General features: G+C 40.2%; 16 protein-coding genes. All 16 read left to right on the top strand.

Annotation, left to right across the window (positions count from 1 at the left end; translation table 11 throughout):
• Positions 1 to 49 precede the first annotated feature (49 nt).
• Positions 50 to 541: a hypothetical protein gene (locus tag NQQ59_RS01565; RefSeq protein WP_257698111.1), complete on the top strand. Its 492-nt coding sequence runs from the start codon at positions 50 to 52 to the stop codon at positions 539 to 541.
• Between the two features lie 39 nt (positions 542 to 580).
• Positions 581 to 1,333, top strand: coding sequence for a hypothetical protein (locus NQQ59_RS01570; protein WP_257698112.1), 753 nt, complete (start codon positions 581 to 583; stop codon positions 1,331 to 1,333).
• Positions 1,334 to 1,755: 422 nt separating this feature from the next.
• The gene (locus NQQ59_RS01575; protein ID WP_115887048.1) at positions 1,756 to 2,124 is read left to right on the top strand and encodes a hypothetical protein; all 369 of its coding nucleotides are present in this window, start codon (positions 1,756 to 1,758) and stop codon (positions 2,122 to 2,124) included.
• Between the two features lie 152 nt (positions 2,125 to 2,276).
• A complete protein-coding gene (locus tag NQQ59_RS01580) occupies positions 2,277 to 3,122 on the top strand; it encodes a DUF3347 domain-containing protein (protein ID WP_115887047.1) in 846 nt (281 codons plus the stop codon).
• 59 nt (positions 3,123 to 3,181) lie between these two features.
• On the top strand, positions 3,182 to 3,868 hold the full coding sequence (locus tag NQQ59_RS01585; RefSeq protein WP_115887046.1) for a DUF3347 domain-containing protein: 687 nt from the start codon (positions 3,182 to 3,184) through the stop codon (positions 3,866 to 3,868).
• Position 3,869: 1 nt separating this feature from the next.
• A complete protein-coding gene (locus NQQ59_RS01590) occupies positions 3,870 to 4,340 on the top strand; it encodes a heme-binding domain-containing protein (RefSeq protein WP_115887045.1) in 471 nt (156 codons plus the stop codon).
• Between the two features lie 4 nt (positions 4,341 to 4,344).
• On the top strand, positions 4,345 to 5,655 hold the full coding sequence (locus NQQ59_RS01595; RefSeq protein WP_115887044.1) for an efflux RND transporter permease subunit: 1,311 nt from the start codon (positions 4,345 to 4,347) through the stop codon (positions 5,653 to 5,655).
• On the top strand, positions 5,627 to 7,576 hold the full coding sequence (locus NQQ59_RS01600) for an efflux RND transporter permease subunit (protein WP_257698113.1): 1,950 nt from the start codon (positions 5,627 to 5,629) through the stop codon (positions 7,574 to 7,576). The genes NQQ59_RS01595 and NQQ59_RS01600 overlap by 29 nt, the downstream gene beginning before the upstream one ends.
• Positions 7,560 to 8,810, top strand: coding sequence for a TolC family protein (locus NQQ59_RS01605; protein ID WP_223678188.1), 1,251 nt, complete (start codon positions 7,560 to 7,562; stop codon positions 8,808 to 8,810). Before NQQ59_RS01600 ends, NQQ59_RS01605 begins: the two co-directional genes overlap by 17 nt.
• Positions 8,788 to 10,119, top strand: a complete 1,332-nt coding sequence (locus NQQ59_RS01610) for an efflux RND transporter periplasmic adaptor subunit (protein ID WP_115887043.1) — start codon at positions 8,788 to 8,790, stop codon at positions 10,117 to 10,119. The genes NQQ59_RS01605 and NQQ59_RS01610 overlap by 23 nt, the downstream gene beginning before the upstream one ends.
• 11 nt (positions 10,120 to 10,130) lie before the next feature.
• Positions 10,131 to 11,345, top strand: a complete 1,215-nt coding sequence (locus NQQ59_RS01615; RefSeq protein WP_115887042.1) for an efflux RND transporter periplasmic adaptor subunit — start codon at positions 10,131 to 10,133, stop codon at positions 11,343 to 11,345.
• A gap of 18 nt (positions 11,346 to 11,363) precedes the next feature.
• Entirely contained in the window at positions 11,364 to 11,903 is a 540-nt protein-coding gene (locus NQQ59_RS01620; RefSeq protein ID WP_115887041.1) for a DUF3347 domain-containing protein, read from the top strand.
• 89 nt (positions 11,904 to 11,992) lie between these two features.
• Complete coding sequence (locus NQQ59_RS01625; RefSeq protein WP_115887040.1) at positions 11,993 to 14,530, top strand: heavy metal translocating P-type ATPase; 2,538 nt, start codon at positions 11,993 to 11,995, stop codon at positions 14,528 to 14,530.
• A 23-nt stretch (positions 14,531 to 14,553) separates the two neighbouring features.
• Positions 14,554 to 15,798 (top strand): hypothetical protein, encoded by a 1,245-nt coding sequence (locus NQQ59_RS01630; RefSeq protein ID WP_115887039.1) that lies wholly within the window; start codon positions 14,554 to 14,556, stop codon positions 15,796 to 15,798.
• A 13-nt stretch (positions 15,799 to 15,811) separates the two neighbouring features.
• Complete coding sequence (locus NQQ59_RS01635; RefSeq protein WP_115887038.1) at positions 15,812 to 16,684, top strand: DUF2911 domain-containing protein; 873 nt, start codon at positions 15,812 to 15,814, stop codon at positions 16,682 to 16,684.
• Positions 16,685 to 16,807: 123 nt separating this feature from the next.
• Positions 16,808 to 17,299 (top strand): DUF305 domain-containing protein, encoded by a 492-nt coding sequence (locus NQQ59_RS01640; protein ID WP_115887037.1) that lies wholly within the window; start codon positions 16,808 to 16,810, stop codon positions 17,297 to 17,299.
• Positions 17,300 to 17,305 lie beyond the last annotated feature (6 nt).

The following is a 17,305-nucleotide window of genomic DNA, read 5'->3' on the forward strand; positions in this document are numbered from 1 at the left end:
ACCCCAAAATTTTTAGTAATTTTCTATCCAATCAGGTAAACCCGGCAATATGGATGACAAAGGACAAATAGGTGAAGATTTTGTAAATGATCTGGCATACAGATCATTCCTTAAGTACTGGTGCTATCCTGGACCGAAACATGAAAATGGGGATAAAAAGGAAATCTGCGACCTGATGATCATCTTCAATTCAGTTCTCATTATCATCTCGGTTAAAAACTACGAGTTTAAGGGAAACCATTTCAGGTACTTCAACAATACAATTGAAAAGGCAGTCAAGCAGATCCACGGCGCATGCCGTACCTTGTTTAGTGCCAAAGAAGTGCAGATTAAACATCCTGACAAAGAAATTGAGATCTTTCCCAGGGAACAGATAAAAAAAGTTTTCAGGATTGTAATAAATCTGGGAGAGGGCGTAAAGTTCTATCCCTTTAACCAAACCACAAAAAATGATGACTACGTAACGCTTTTTGACAAGGATTCCTTTCAGACCATTATAGATCAGCTCGACACTATTCCTGACTTTATCGATTATCTGTAAAAAAGAGAGAAGCTTTTTAAAGGCAGGACCACTATCATTATGCCCGGCGATGAATTTGATTTTCCTGTCGAAACACAGAAAGAGTTCTTTGAGCTCAGGGATCAGATCACAAATAATTACATCTTGATCTCAGGCACTGAAAAGGATCTGCTCTCACACTTTTTTAAAAATACCAGAAACTTTCCCAAAGCCTTAAGTGAGGATTCAAACGGGATCTATCTTATAATAGACGGAGACTGGGATTCTTTTGCGGCAGAAGAAAAGGTGAAAAATAAAGCTAAAGCTGATAAAGCGAGCTATTTCATAGACGGTTTTGTGCAGAATGAAATATTAAAGAACGATCTTCTGAAAAATTTGACCCCAATGAGGCTCGGCCTTGCAAAAGCACTGCTTTCCTTTGACCGGCTTACCAGACGATCCATCGCCAACAGTTATTTTGAATTTCATGACCGCTACAAGGATGTTTCAGGACTGAATTTCGGAAGACGGTTCGGCGATTTTGACGGCGTAGGCCTGCTATTGACATTTTATACAGACCAGATGGACTTTGAAATGATCAATACTTTAAATAATCTGGCAATAGAAAGCTGCAACCTCTTTACAGGCTATAAAAGCAAGTCAATGATTCTGATTTCGACAAACCGCAGCCACAGGTTCCTGTTCGCGCATATTGACAAAATTGAAAAATACAGCCCTCAGCATGAAGAAATGATAAGAAACGATGTAAAGGCGCTCGGCTGGTTTACAAAACACACTTTTCTACACGGCACAGAAAAAGAGTTTCCAAAATAAATCTTTTGCTGGTGACACGTTTGGGATATTCTTCGATCAGCGTCTTTTTATCGCATTGCTCAGCATTCCAGAAAAAAGAATCAGGTCTTCATATGAGCCCAGAATTTATCGTTCTACACCGCATTGAAGTTTCTTTGAAACTTTTGCAATATGTCCCGGTGCCGAATTAGAGCATTCGGTAATGGCTGCACCGTATCCTTGATTTTTTCCCACGTTTTTTACAGCCGGAAACTTTTTCCATTTTATCTGTTAGCTTTTGAAAGCGGTCTTCCCGCAGACATCCACGACGGAAATCCAAAGGATCTTTTGCTGCTTCATGTAAAAGTTAGTAAGAAAATGGGTTTCAAATTTAACACTTTTAACATTAATTTTAATTATTAGTAAATTTATATAATTATATTTGTTTCATATTTTTACTTTTCATGAAAAGACTTCACATCATATTAATTGTTACCTTAGGCCTCTTTTTGATGCCGATGGCAAGTTTTGCATGTGGAAATCTTTCTAAGGAAGTTTCCTGCAAAAAGGAAGCTAATGCAGCCCATCATGATGACTGTTCAGAAAACAGCTGTCATTCAAAAAAGGGAAATCATGAAGGCTGTGGCGGAAAATGCGGGCATCGCACTTGCGGCTGCGTTTCAGTTTGCAGCGGGGGAATTGTTTTTTTAACCTACCCGGAATTCAAAAATACTTCTATCTGCCTTTTTTCTGAAAAACAGACATTCTATAATTCAGAAACATCGATTTTATCGGGTTTCTACTCTATCTGGCTTATCCCTAAAATAAGCTAAATACCTTTTTTGACAGCCATAAGTGTGTCAAAAAAGGAAGCCTATCTGCCTCATTTTTTTAATTTTTCGCTTTTGTAGAATATTGTTCTATACGCCTTGTATGCACAATTATTTCTCAAAAGCATCATTTTCACTATCAAATACATTTTAAAATGAAATCAATTCAAAAAGGATTGATGGCAATTGCTCTATTGCTGTCAGTCATAGTGTTTGGCGCACCTGTAAAAAATGCAAAAACTGTAAATGCTAAAATTTACGGTAATTGTCTAATGTGCAAGACTGCTATTGAAAAAGCAGGAAACATCAAAAATATCGTTTCGGTAAACTGGGACCAAAACACCAAAATAGCGGCCATTACCTACGATGAGAAGAAAACAAATCAGGACGAGGTCCTAAAACGAATTGCCTTAGCCGGATATGACAGCGACCAGTTCTTAGCTCCTGCCGACGCCTATGCAAAACTTCCGCAATGCTGCCAGTATGAAAGAACAAATATGACGGCCCCAATAAAGAAATTGGATATGGACAAAATGGATCATTCGCAGCATGCAGCCGCAATTCCTTCTGATGCACAAGAGAACAGTCCTTTTAAAGCAATTTTCGACAGCTATTTTGATCTAAAAGATGCTTTAGTGAAAACGGATGCTAAAACTGCCAGCGTGAAATCCAAAGAGCTTCTTGCTGCGGTCAATGCTGTTAAAATGGATAACCTAAAGCCAAAAGAACACACTGCATGGATGAATGTAATGAAAAGTCTGGCTGCAGATGCAAAAAACATTTCCGAAAGCCAGGATATCAAAAAACAAAGAGAATCCTTTAAAAGCCTATCCAAAAACACTTACGATCTTATAAAAACTACCGATCAGCCACAGCCGGTTTATTACAACCACTGCCCAATGGTTGATGCAAATTGGCTGAGCAAAGAAAGCGGGATCAGAAATCCGTATTACGGTTCGCAGATGCTTAGCTGCGGTTCGACAATAGAAACAATCAAATAAGGCTATCTAACAAAAAGTGTTGGACAGAATGATATTTTGTAAATAATAAAACTAAAAAAATGAAAAAATTAATTATCTCGACAATTGTAATGGCAGCTGTACTTACAGCATGCAATTCAAAAAACAAAGAAGTCACAGCTCCCGATGCTGCTGCTGTAACCCAGAATGACACGGAATTGTACGCCTGTTCTATGCATCCTGAAATTACGGGAAAAAAAGGAGACAAATGTTCCAAATGCGGAATGGAATTAACAGAGCCTGTAAAACAAACTACTCAAAAAGGTGCAGAAATAAAAACTAGCCAAGCCAGTGCACCATTTTCTGCAGATGAAATTGTAAACAATTACCTGGCGCTTAAAAATGCATTAACAAAAGATGACACAAAAGGAGCAGCAGATGCCGGAAAAGCACTGCATGCAGCCTTTAACAAGGTAAATCCAGATTTAATAGATGCTAAAATAAAAGCAGATTATCTCGATATTGCAGATGACGCCAAAGAACATGCCGAACATATCGGGGCCAATGGCGGTAATATCGAACACCAAAGAGAGCATTTCGCCCTGTTGAGTAAAGACATGAATGATGTGATCATGGTTTTCGGAACTTCAAAAACATTATATCAGGACTATTGCCCAATGTATGACGGCGGGAAAGGGGCCATCTGGGTCAGTGAGACAAAAGAGATAAAAAACCCATATTATGGTTCTAAGATGCTTACCTGCGGTTCAATGAAAAAGCAATTGTAAAATGAAGCGGTTCACCAGAAAGATTCTTTTTACTGGGTTAATTATTTTTCTACTGATGCAATTGTATCAGCCTGCCCGAAATTCCGATTACGGGCAGGTTTTACCAATTCACATTTCAAAAGTATATCCCATTCCCAAAAATGTACAAGCGATTCTTGAAACCTCCTGTTATGATTGCCACAGCGACAACACACAATATCCATGGTACTCCTACATCCAGCCAGCGCGTACCCTTATGGAAGGACACATAAAAGAAGGAAAAGAAAATTTGAATTTCAGCCAATGGGGAAACTATTCCAAAAGAAAGCAGCAGAATAAATTAGACCGGATTTCAAAGCAGATAAAAGCAAACGAGATGCCATTGCCTTCTTACACATTAATCCATAAAAATGCAGTATTGACAGCTGTTCAAAAAGAGCAGCTTATAAGCTGGATTGAAAAAGTAAATGATAGTCTTTCTAAAATAAATTAAACCTATGGTACACAAATTAATAGAATGGTCCCTGCGTAACCGGTTCATCATATTACTATTATCCGCAGGAATATTTGTTTGGGGTATTATCTCTATTCAAAAAAATCCCATCGATGCTATACCCGACTTATCTGAAAATCAGGTAATCGTTTTTACAGAATGGATGGGACGTGCTCCACAGCTCGTTGAAGACCAGATCACCTACCCCTTGGTAACAAACCTTCAGGGATTGCCTCAAATTAAATATGTAAGGGCAGCTTCCATGTTTGGCATGAGTTTTATCTATGTCATTTTTGAGGATGATGTCGATGTATACTGGGCAAGATCAAGAGTGCTGGAAAGGCTCAGTACTATTAGCAGCACCCTGCCCAAAGGAGTTGCCCCACAGTTGGGGCCTGACGGAACCGGGGTTGGTCATATACTATGGTATACCCTTGATGCTCCAGGTATTGATCTGGGAGAACAAAGGGCCCTGCAGGACTGGTACGTGAAGTTTGCTCTGCAGAATGTTCCGGGAGTAAGTGAAATTGCCTCTTTTGGAGGATTCCAGAAAGAATATCAGGTTACACTTGATCCAAACAAACTGCTGTATTACAAGCTGTCTGTCCCGGAGGTCATAGGCGCCGTGCGTGCCAATAACAATGAAAGCGGCGGAAGAAAATTCGACATGAGTGATATCGGCTACATCATTAAGACATCCGGTTATCTTAAATCCATTAAGGAGATCGAGGATATCCCGCTGAAAAACCAGAATGGCATTCCTGTAAAAGTAAGCGATATAGGAACTGTCCAGATGAGCGGGGAAACCCGATTAGGCATCTTTGACCATAATGGCACAGGTGAAGCCGTTGGAGGTATAGTGGTTATGCGTTACGGTGAAAACGCAGATGCCGTTATTGATAATGTCAAAGAAAAGATGAAGGAAGTTGCCAAAGGGCTACCCAAAGGAGTAAAATTCAACATTGTATACGATCGGGGGCATCTGATAAAAGAATCTATTGATTCGGTTAAACGAACTTTGATTGAAGAGATGCTCGTAGTATCCCTTATCGTTATTATTTTTCTTTTTCACTGGCGCAGTGCGTTAAGTATTATCATCCAGATCCCAATTACAATTGCAGCAAGTTTCATACTGCTTAATGCTTTTGGTATCTCATCCAATATAATGTCATTAACGGGTATTGCTTTGGCTATTGGTGTTATTGTCGATAATGGAATTATAATGAGCGAGAATGCTTATCAGCATCTATCACAGCGTTACGCCCAATGGCAGTCCGAACAAAAAAATGAAACAAACCGAGATGAAAAGAATTAAAAATATATTTCGCAAAAAGCCACAGTGGATATCCGAAGAGGAAAGAATACAAATAATTGAGAAAAGCAGCAAGCAGGTTTCTCGCGGCGTATTCTTTGCCACTGTTATTATAATCACTTCTTTCCTGCCTGTATTTATGCTTAGCGGTCAGGAAGGGAAATTATTCCATCCCCTGGCCTACACAAAAACCTTCATATTGGTTGTGGATGCACTGCTTGTACTTACGCTGGCACCGGTACTGATTTCTTTTTTTATGAAAGGAAAATTCAGGCCTACCGATTCCCATCCCGTTAATCGTTTTCTTGAAAAAGGATATGAGCCCATTATAAGATGGGTTCTCAAATGGAGAAAAACAACCCTGACGGTTAACATCTTGGCTTTGTTGATTTCCATTCCATTGTTGATGCGCCTTGGAACAGAGTTCGTCCCGCCCCTTGATGAGCAGAGCATCTTGTTTATGCCTGTCACGCTGCCTGATATCTCGAATGGAGAAATTAAGCGCATCTTGCAGGTACAGGATAAAATAATAAAATCGGTTCCTGAAGTAGAAAGCGTACTGGGAAAAGCCGGAAGGGCAAACACAGCTACGGATAATTCCCCAATGAGCATGATTGAGACCATAATATTGCTCAAACCAAAATCACAGTGGCGTGAAGGAATTGATAAAAAAGATATTATTAAGGAGCTTGATACCAAACTTCAGATTCCGGGCGTAGTAAACGGCTGGACACAGCCAATTATCAACCGTATCAACATGCTTGCAACAGGTATTCGTACCGACGTGGGAATTAAGGTCTATGGACAAAACCTCGACACCATTGCACGTGTATCTGAGAAAGTAAAAATGGCATTAGAGGGAACGCCAGGGGTTTCCGACTTATTTGTGGATCCTATAACCGGCGGCAAATATCTAGATGTAAATGTCAATCGCCCGGAACTGGCCCGGTATGGATTAACCGCGGATGATGTAAACCAAACCGTGGAATTTGCTTTAGGCGGTGCATCTATTGGCAATACAGTTGAAGGGCGAAGACGTTTCTCAATCAGTGTGCGTATGGCTCAGGACTATAGAAACAGTGTGGAACGCATCAAACGTATCCCCTTGCAGTCCCCAACCTTTGGAGAGGTTCCCCTTTCTGCTGTTGCTGATATTAAGTTTGTAGACGGCCCTCCTATGATCAGTTCAGAAAATGCGCTCCTGCGCGGGGCCGTTATGTTCAATATCCGCGACCGTGATATGGGAGGAACTGTTCAGGAAGCCATGAAAAAATTAGAAAATGCCAAAGAAATACTCCCACAAGGGTACTTTATAGAATGGAGCGGACAATATGAAAACCTGATCAGCGGAGAAAAGACCCTTAAAATCATTGCCCCAATCGTATTGCTTGTTATTTTCTTCTCTCTCTATTTTGCTTTTAACTCTCTCAGAGAAGCCTTCCTGAGCCTTATAACAGTGCCTTTTGCTTTAATTGGAGGTGCCTATATAATCTTTTTCTGGGATGTCAATCTATCAGTGGCTGTAGCAGTTGGATTTATTGCCCTGTTCGGAATTGCTGTCGAAACCGGAATAGTGATGGTCATTTATCTCAATGATGCAATGGAGCAGCTCATCAGGGCCAAAGGAAATTCAAGTGAAACAATCACAAAAGAGGATCTCAGGGAATATGTGGTGCATGGCGCCGCAAAACGGCTTCGTCCAAAACTAATGACAGTCTGCGTTTCATTATTTGGACTGGTTCCCGTCCTATGGTCTAATGGCGTTGGAATGGATGTAATGAAGCCAATTGTATTGCCTATGATTGGCGGGGTATTTACCTCTGCCGTACATATCTTATTAGTAACCCCGCTTATTTTCCTAATGTCTAAAGAATATGAATTACGAAAATATGGAAAACTTGAAGTACATGATGTCAAACATTAAAATACTGGCAGTACTATTGCTTTTGCTGCCATTACAGCTATTGAGCCAGACCAAACAGGTCTTGTCTCTTGATACGATCCTTCAGAGGATTGATAAAAAAAACGTGCTGCTGCAGAGTTATAACTTAAAGGCAGAAGGGTTCAAATACAGCGCCGATGCCGCTACGGCATGGATGGCGCCAATGGTGGGTGTCGGGACATTTATGACGCCCTATCCTTTTCAGGAAGTTATGGATGACCGCGACAAAGGATCTTTAATGTTCAGAGTTGAACAGGATATCCCAAATTTCGGAAAATTAAACAAAAAGAAAAAATTCATCCAGTCCCAGGGAAATATTGAGAATGCTACCCGTGCTGTTACCCTTAACGATTATAAGGCGAAAGCCAAACAGCTCTACTACAGCTGGATGGTGGCCGAACAGCGCATCAAAGTCTTGGATCGGAACGAAAAAATTATGATTACCATGAAGAAAATTGAGGAAGTAAGGTATCCCTACAATCAGTCTCAATTGGGCAATGTGTATAAGATTGATGCCCGGCTCGAAGAAAATAAAAATATGATCCGCATGCAGGAAGGTGAAATAGCCAAAGCAAGGGCCTGGCTTAACAGTTTGATGAACCAGCCCGGGAATGCCGATTTTTCGATAGACACAACCGCTGTTCCGGTCTTTAATCCCGCTCTTCACGATACCACAAGCATAGCTGCCGCACGCGGAGACATCAAAAAAATGAATGCCGGAATTGAATCAATGCAATTGAGCATAGAGGCAATGAAAGCTGAAAAAAATCCTTCTTTCAAATTTCAGTTTGACCATATGAATTCATTTGATAAAATGATGCCTAAAGCCTATTCTGCAATGGCGATGGTGTCCATTCCAATTGCTCCGTGGTCATCAAAAATGTATAAATCAGATGTCAAGGCAATGCAGTATAATGTACAGGCAATGCAGAAAGAGAAATCTGCCATGCTGCAGGAAACCCAGGGGATGCTGTATGGCATGCAATATGAAATACTGACCATGCAAAAAAAGATTCAGGGCCTCGAAACAAAAATAATCCCTTCTATGCAAAAATCCTTGGATGTAAACTTTCTGAACTATCAGGAAAACAAACTGCAGATTCCTGTAGTAATTGATTCCTGGGAAGCTTTAAATATGCTGCAGAATAACTTATTGGATGAAAAATTAAAACTATATCAAATGATTGTCGATTATGAAAAAGAACTATATCGCTAAGTTGGCAGCATTGTCATTGGTTTCTATATTAGTATTGACAGCCTGTAACAATAAAACCGAGCATAACAGTAAGCCAGTGCATCAGCATAGTGCAAATCAGAAATATACTTGTCCAATGCATCCCGAGGTTATTCTGGATAAGCCAGGCAGCTGCCCGATATGCGGTATGGAATTGGTTCCAAGACATACCCCTGGTACGGAAACAGCTATAGACAGCAGCCTGAAACACCTTATAAAACCAGTCAATGAACAGGTCGTTTCTAATATATCTGTCATAAAACCTGAGAAAGGGACTAAAATAATCTCCATGCAGGTACAAGGAATTATTACCTACGACAGCCGCGGCCAGACCAGTATTTCCAGCAGGGTAAGCGGGAGGATCGAACGCCTGCTGATTAAGTACAATTATCAGCCCGTAAAAAAAGGACAGTTGATCATGGAAATCTATTCACCTGATCTGGCTGCCGCGCAAAGAGAATTGTTGTTTATTTATCAATCTGACCCCCACAATCCAATGCTTCAAAAAGCAAAAGAAAGGCTGTCTTTGTTAGGCATGCAGCAAAAACAGATCCAACAGGTATTAAAAACAGCTAAAATTTCCTATCGCATCCCGGTTTACAGTAACGCCTCCGGATACATCTTGGACAACAGTGCAGCGGCAAACGCGTCTGCAGCAGCTCCGGCGGCTTCTTCTCAAAGCGCCGCGTCAGATGATGGTATGGGCGCAATGGGTTCAAGTGGCAATGCAGCGTCAGCCAGCAGTGCATCTTCCCCTGCAGCACCAGCTGTTATCCTGAGAGAAGGGCAATATATTGGTGCGGGACAATCCCTTTTTACAATTTATACCAACAAAAACCTTATCGCCGAATTTGCTTTTGATCCATCGGTGGCATCCCGGGTTAAAAAAGGACAAAAATTGGTGTTTTATGAACCGTCAGATAAGCAAACCGTGTATAGCGGCACCATCGGACTTATTCAGCCCGTCTTTAAAGAGGGAGGCAACTTTACCATAGCACGTATTTATTTGCAGGATAACAAATTTCAGACCGGCAAATTAGTTACTGCTGCCATTCCAATTGTCAGTAAAGGCTGGTGGCTTCCGCAAAGTGCCGTTCTTAATTTGGGAAATAAGTCCATTGTTTTCAAAAAAGAGCAGGACGTGTTTGTTCCCCGAGAAGTTAAAACGAAAAACAATGCTGATGGAATGGTGCTAATCGATCAAGACATAAGTGATTGGGATATTGCCAGTAATGCTGCCTACATGATAGACAGTGAGAGTTTTATCAAGACAGTTTCAGAACATAAATAAAAAAATAGGCTATGAACAATAAAATATTAATTCGTACTATTTTGCTCATTGCAATGGTTTTTCCGCTTCTATTTGCAGCGTGTGCCCAAAAAGAAGAAAAAAAGGTCAGTCAGCAAAAAGCTCAAACTTATACCTGTCCCATGCATCCGCAAATTGTAAAAGATGGCCCCGGCTCATGCCCGATCTGTGGCATGGATTTAGTGCCCTTCGAAAAAAACAACGCACAGGACTTTCTAACCTTGGGTCCCAGCCAGCAGGCATTAGCCAATCTCACTACAATAACTGCCGGGGAAAATGAATTTTCAAATTCTTCCCGTCTCAACGGACGTCTGGTTACTGACCCCGAGCAGACCATTTACATCTCAAGTCGTGTCGAAGGAAGGATTGAAGAGTTGTATATAAAAGAAACCGGGGTTCCGATTCGAAAAGGCCAGCCCTTATACAGAATATATTCAGAGCAGCTTTCAGCCCTTCAGCAGGAGTACCTCCTTGCCACAGCACAGGCTGCAAGCTTTTCTGAGGACAGACGTTTTGCCCAGATAAAAAATGCTGCAAAACAAAAACTGCTCTTGTATGGGCAGTCTGAAGCGCAGCTTAATGAATTGTTCAAAAAACAAAAAGCATCACCCTATGTTGTTTACTACGCTCCAGATTCAGGAATAGTGGCAGAAATATCCATAACAGAAGGCCAATATGTTACGGAAGGAGCTTCCATTATGAAACTGGAAGATTACAATCGCCTATGGGTCGAAGCTGATGTCTATCCCGCAGATGCTGGTAAAATTAAAGCAGGCCGAAAAGTGAAAGTCATAGTTCCAGGTTATGAAGATCAGCCCCAAACGATGACGGTCGACTTTATAAATCCTGCCCTGCAGGCAAGCAAACAGACAATACAGCTGCGCGGTACCATCGCCAATTCAAATAACCAATGGCAGGCAGGTCAGCAGGCGATTGTTTTGCTTCCTTCCTCAGAGCAAAAAATGAAGCTGACCCTGCCTGTTGATGCGGTAATCAGAGACGGCAGCGGCACACATGTCTGGATTGAAATCGAAAAAGGCAAATATCAGCCTAGAATGGTTACCATTGGTTCAGAAACCTTCAGTGAAGTCGAAATTACCAGCGGCTTAAAAAAAGGAGATATCGTCGTTGCATCCGGTGCCTATCTCCTTTACAGTGAATTTATATTAAAAAAAGGCAAGAACCCCATGTCAGGAATGAAAATGTAATAATCAATCACACAGACAATGAAAAAATTAATAAAAATCGGAATTCCAATATCAATAATCTTCTTACTTACTGCCTGCGGCAACAGTGAAAACAAAAAGAAAGAGGTTCCGCCTGAAAACAAAACTTCTGTAGTAATTCCAAAGGAATCCATAGTGAAGATAAATGACGATATTTTAAACGCCATATACAGCCATTATGTCCATTTAACAGCAGCCCTTGCCAAAGATAATGTCGCGGAAGCAAAACTGGCGGCCAATGCAATTGAGGCGGGAGCACTGGAAATCCGCAGCAGCAGCAATCTTGCAGCAGATGCAGCAGCAATCGTTTCAGCTCCAGATATCGATAAGCAGCGAGCTGCTTATTCTGATCTAAGTAATGAACTGGTCAGCCTGCTGAAAAAAACAGGAATGGCTGACGCTGAGCTATACGTGGAATACTGTCCAATGGCTTTCGGCAACAAAGGAGCAGTATGGATCAGTTCTACCAAGGAAGTACGAAATCCCTACTTTGGAGAAAAAATGCTCAAGTGCGGCGAGGTTAAAGAAATAATTAAATAATCAGAATCTAAGATTATTTTTTAGTGTTAAACAATTGGTTCAAAATAGGTTCAAAAAAATAACGCATCAAAACTGTAAAAAATAACCTTATGACACACACCTATACAATTTCGGGGATGACTTGCGATGGATGTCGTACAAAAGTAGAAAAAACGCTAAATGCCGTAGAGGGAATAAAGGCAAAAGTCACTTTAGATCCTCCATTAGCAACCATAACAATGGAAAAACATATTGCTGTCCAAGAGCTCCAGGAAGCATTGACTGCGGTTGGAAAGTACACCATTGAAATGGCTCATGTGCCCCATTCGGATGAAAAAAAAGCGGAAAAGTCATGCTGTAGCACTGCTAAGGATGATGCCCGCAAAGATGATCATAAAACGACAGCCGTTGCACATAATCATGCGGGTGGTAAATACTATTGCCCGATGCATTGTGAAGGAGATAAAATGTATGATAAAGCAGGAGATTGTCCTGTATGTGGAATGCATTTGGTGCAAGAACCAGCTGCTGCCCAGGTTCAGCAGTATACATGTCCAATGCATCCGGAAGTTATAGCCGATTCGCCGGGTTCATGCCCTATTTGCGGGATGGATCTGGTGCCGCTGCAGCCAAGTGAAAGCCAAGACCAGAGAATTTACAAGGATTTGGTTAAGAAAATGAAAATAGCGGTAGTATTTACTGTTCCCATTTTTGCCATCGCAATGATAGAAATGGTGCACAACAATCCTTTACTTCAACTAATGGATGCCTCTAAATGGAACTGGGTACAACTTGTTTTGTCTCTTCCTGTGGTTTTTTATGCCTGCAGGATATTTTTTGTGCGAGCATGGAAATCAATAATTACTTGGAATCTCAATATGTTTACCCTTATCGGTATTGGTACAGGAGTGGCATTTATATTTAGTTTGGCCGGTATTTTTTTTCCAGATATTTTTCCAAGCGAATTCAAGACCGAACACGGAACGGTGCTTCTATACTTCGAGGCTACAACAGTTATTCTAACTTTGGTTTTGTTAGGACAGTTACTTGAAGCCAGGGCGCACAGCCAAACCAGTGGTGCTATAAAAGAATTATTAAAACTGGCTCCTACCCAAGCTACCTTGGTAATTGATGGCCGCGATCAGGTAATCTCAATCCACGATATCAAAAAAGGTGATTTATTACGCGTAAAACCCGGAGACAAAATTCCTGTGGATGGGAAAATAACTGATGGTGAAAGTACAATAGACGAATCGATGATTACCGGTGAACCAATTCCTGTGGATAAAAAAATGGGAGACATGGTGTCATCAGGAACTATCAATGGGAACAAATCATTTGTTATGATTGCAGAAAAAGTAGGTTCAGAAACCCTGCTTTCGCAAATTATACAAATGGTAAATAATGCAAGCCGTTCCAAAGCACCAATTCAGAAACTGGCAGACAGCATCGCTAAATATTTTGTACCGATTGTTGTTATAATTTCTCTTCTTACTTTTTTCATCTGGGCAAAATTTGGTCCGGAACCGGCAATGGTTTACGGCTTTATCAACGCTATTGCAGTATTGATAATTGCCTGCCCTTGTGCATTAGGTTTAGCAACACCCATGTCAGTAATGGTGGGGGTTGGTAAAGGAGCACAATCAGGAATTCTTATAAAAAATGCCGAAGCTTTGGAAAAAATGAACAAAGTAAATGTTCTGATTACTGATAAAACAGGAACAATTACCCAAGGCAAACCTTCGGTAGAAAAAATTGTAGCACTGCAATATTCAGAAGATGAACTGCTGCAATACACAGCGTCTTTAAATCAGTACAGCGAACATCCTCTGGCAGAAGCCGTAGTGGAATTTGCAAAAGCAAAAAATGTTTCTTTGACAAAAGTCGATGATTTTGAAAACATCGCAGGAAAAGGAGTTATTGGGACTGCTAGCGGTAAAAAGACGGCATTAGGGAATAAAAAATTAATGGAGCACGCAGGCGTCACTGTTTCTGCTGACATAGAAGAGAAAATTATTGCCGAACAAAAATTAGGAAAGACAGTTTCTTACATCGCTGTGGATAAAAACGTAGTGGGATTTGTAACGATAACCGATGCCATAAAAGAAACTAGTGCTGCTGCCGTAAAAGAATTAATGCGCCAGGGAGTTGAAGTAATCATGCTTACGGGAGATAATATAAATACCGCCCAGGCTGTTGCCGAAGAGCTTCATTTGACTTCTTTTCAAGCAGGCTGCTTACCGGAGGATAAATTAAAAGTAATCCAGAAATTACAAGCCGAAGGAAAAACTGTTGCTATGGCAGGTGACGGTATAAATGATGCGCCTGCTTTGGCACAATCGGATATAGGTATTGCGATGGGAACAGGAACAGATGTAGCCATAGAAAGTGCCAAGATTACTTTGGTAAAAGGGGATTTGCAAGGAATTGTCAAAGCAAAAAACCTGAGCCACGCCGTAATGAGCAACATCAGACAAAATCTATTCTTTGCTTTTATATACAACGTATTAGGGGTTCCCGTTGCAGCTGGAGTTTTATATCCGTTTTTCGGAATATTGCTTTCGCCCATGATTGCCGCCCTGGCCATGAGTTTCAGTTCTGTTTCAGTAATTGTCAATGCCTTGCGTTTAAGAAGTTTAAAACTCTAAATAACATATAATTTAGCATACAAATGACCAATCTGGCACAAATTATTGAGCAGTATAAAAATGACAGCGAAAGTGTCTATAATACCTGGTTTATAGATAACGACCAAAGATTAAAGGCTTTTCGTACTATCAGACGCGGTGTCTTGCAAGTTATTGAAGATATTAAAAACCAAACCTTTCCCAACGATTTCAAAGGAAGCAGTTTGGAATTTGTTCTGAGCTGCATTGCAGAACAGAAACAAATTTTTGTAGGCGTTTCCCATCCGTTTTATTGGAAACCCAAATTGCGCATACCTGACATCTATGAAAATCAAAACAATAAATCAGCTTTTGGTCAGTTCCTTGAAAACTGCATCAATGCAAAATCTGAAGAACAGGTTCTGAAGGAAATTGTAAAACTTGATCAATTAAAAATTAAGGGCCTAGGGCCGGCAGTAGCCAGTATTTTGTATTTCATGCACCCAACCTGGTTCCCTCCTTTTAACACTGCCATTGTCAACGGGTTTAATTTTCTTTTTAAAGACAAAAAAAAATTAGGCAGCTGGACAGAATATTTAAAAATAAGAGAAACTGTTATCCAGACTAATCTCCTGTATAAATCACAGCTTTCAAATGACCTTGGCGCCATTGCTGGACTGTGTTTTGAAATTGGGACCCAGAAAATGCTGATCGGCAGCGATGAATATCTGAGCGAGGCGGAACGTTCAAGGTTCGAGAAAAACATTCACAAGCGGCAAAAAGAAATACTCGAAGAAAGGCTCGAAGAAAATCTTCACAGCGAAATGCAATATCATCTATTAAAAATTGGCATTTCTCTTGGTTTTGATGTTACACCGGCAAGTAATGATAAAAGTAAATCATTTAATGGCCAAAATTTTTCTTTTATATCACTAGCGAAATTCCCTGAGCTGCCCACCGATAAAGACACTCAAAACACTATCAGGCTTATTGATGTACTCTGGTTCGAGAAAGGTACAAACAAAATCATAGGCGCCTTTGAAGTAGAAAAAAGCACCAGTATCTATTCCGGCATACTGCGCCTGTCTGATCTTTATTTCAGTATTTCCAGCGGACAGGAAGTTTTTTACATAATTATACCCAATAACCGCGAAAAAGATGTGATACTCCAACTAAATAGACCCGCCATAAAAAACTCAAAAATGAATATAAAGTATATTCTTTTTTCCGAATTAAGAGCCAATTGTGATGCTATATGCAAATTTGGCAGCGACCATTCGATAATGGAAAAAATAGCCAAATCAATTTAAAATTAAAAATTCTATGAAAAAAATAATTCTAATAAGCTTTATTCTCCTGCAATCATTATCTCTTTCTGCACAGGAAAAAGTTCAAATTAAACTCCCTCCCGCAAGTCCGTCAGCCTCTTTTCAACAAGAGATCGGAAGTTCAACAATCAAAATGGCTTACAGCAGGCCTTTAGTCAGAGGGCGGAAAATATTTGGTGAACTGGTGCCCTTTGGCAAACTCTGGCGCACAGGTGCCAGCGATTGTACAACAATAAGCACCAATGAAGATATCACTTTTGGAGATACTATTTTAAAAGCAGGCACCTATTCTATATTCTCAATTCCATCAGAAAATCAGTGGACCATCATTATAAATACTGATACTGCCTTGCACGGGGATACAGGCTATGATGAAAAAAAGGACATCATGCGTTTTGTAGTTCCAGCAGAAAAAACGGATAACTTCTATGAGACATTTACTATAGAATTAAATGACATTAACAGCAAAGGCGAAGGTTCCCTGAAGATAGCATGGGAAAATACCCTGGTTAAAATTCCAATCAAAAGCAAAGCTGACCAAGAAATACTAGCCTTGATAGATAAACATCTCGTTAGGGAGAAAAGTCAAAATGCCGCTTTGCTGTTTCAGGCAGCAAATTATTATTCCATAACCGGGAGAGCCAATACCCAGGCAATATCCTGGCTGATGGAGGCAGAAAAACTTGATCCTGAGAATTTTTATTATCCAACTTTAAGGCAAAAACTATCTGTAGAACTAAAAGACTATTCTGGTGCCGTAGAAGCTGCCAAGAAAGCATTAGCTATTGCAGAACAGAAAAAAATGAAAAGTGTGGAGAAATTGAAAAACCAGGTCGCAGAATTGGAGTTGTTAGCTAAAAATAATTAAGTAAGCCTTATTGATATATTAAGAGCATAAATAATGTCCCCTGTACCTTCTTAAGCTACTATCTCTAAGCTTTCTTTGTTCAGGGTAAATCGATGAATTTAAATAACCTTTAAATAAAAAATCATGAAAACCGAACACACAACTAAGCATTCAGAAGAGTTAAACTTAGAAATGTACAAAAAATTAGCCCTTATGGCAGTACTATCATTTATTTCCATGTATGTGCTGATGTATTCGATGGTTGATGTATTTGCTAATGCAATTCCCAATCTAAATCAGTTTTACATGGCAGCACTTATGACTATGCCAATGCTCATTATAGAGATTATAGTAATGCGCACTATGTATATGAATAAAATGTGGAACAAAGTAATACTTGCCGCTGGGAGTCTTGCTCTAGTAATTTTTTTTTCCTGCATCAGACAGCAAGCAGCAGTTGATGACAAACAATTCTTAAAATCAATGATACCACACCATGCAGCGGCAATACTGATGGCCCAAAAAACTGTTCTTCAGGATCCGGAAACAAGCCAGCTGGCAAAAAACATTATAAAAGCGCAACAAGCAGAAATTGCACAAATGAAAGCCAAATTGAATGAAATGGAAAAAAAATAATAGAAT

The sequence above is a fragment of the Flavobacterium panacis genome (genome assembly GCF_024649945.1).
Lineage (GTDB): Bacteria > Bacteroidota > Bacteroidia > Flavobacteriales > Flavobacteriaceae > Flavobacterium > Flavobacterium panacis.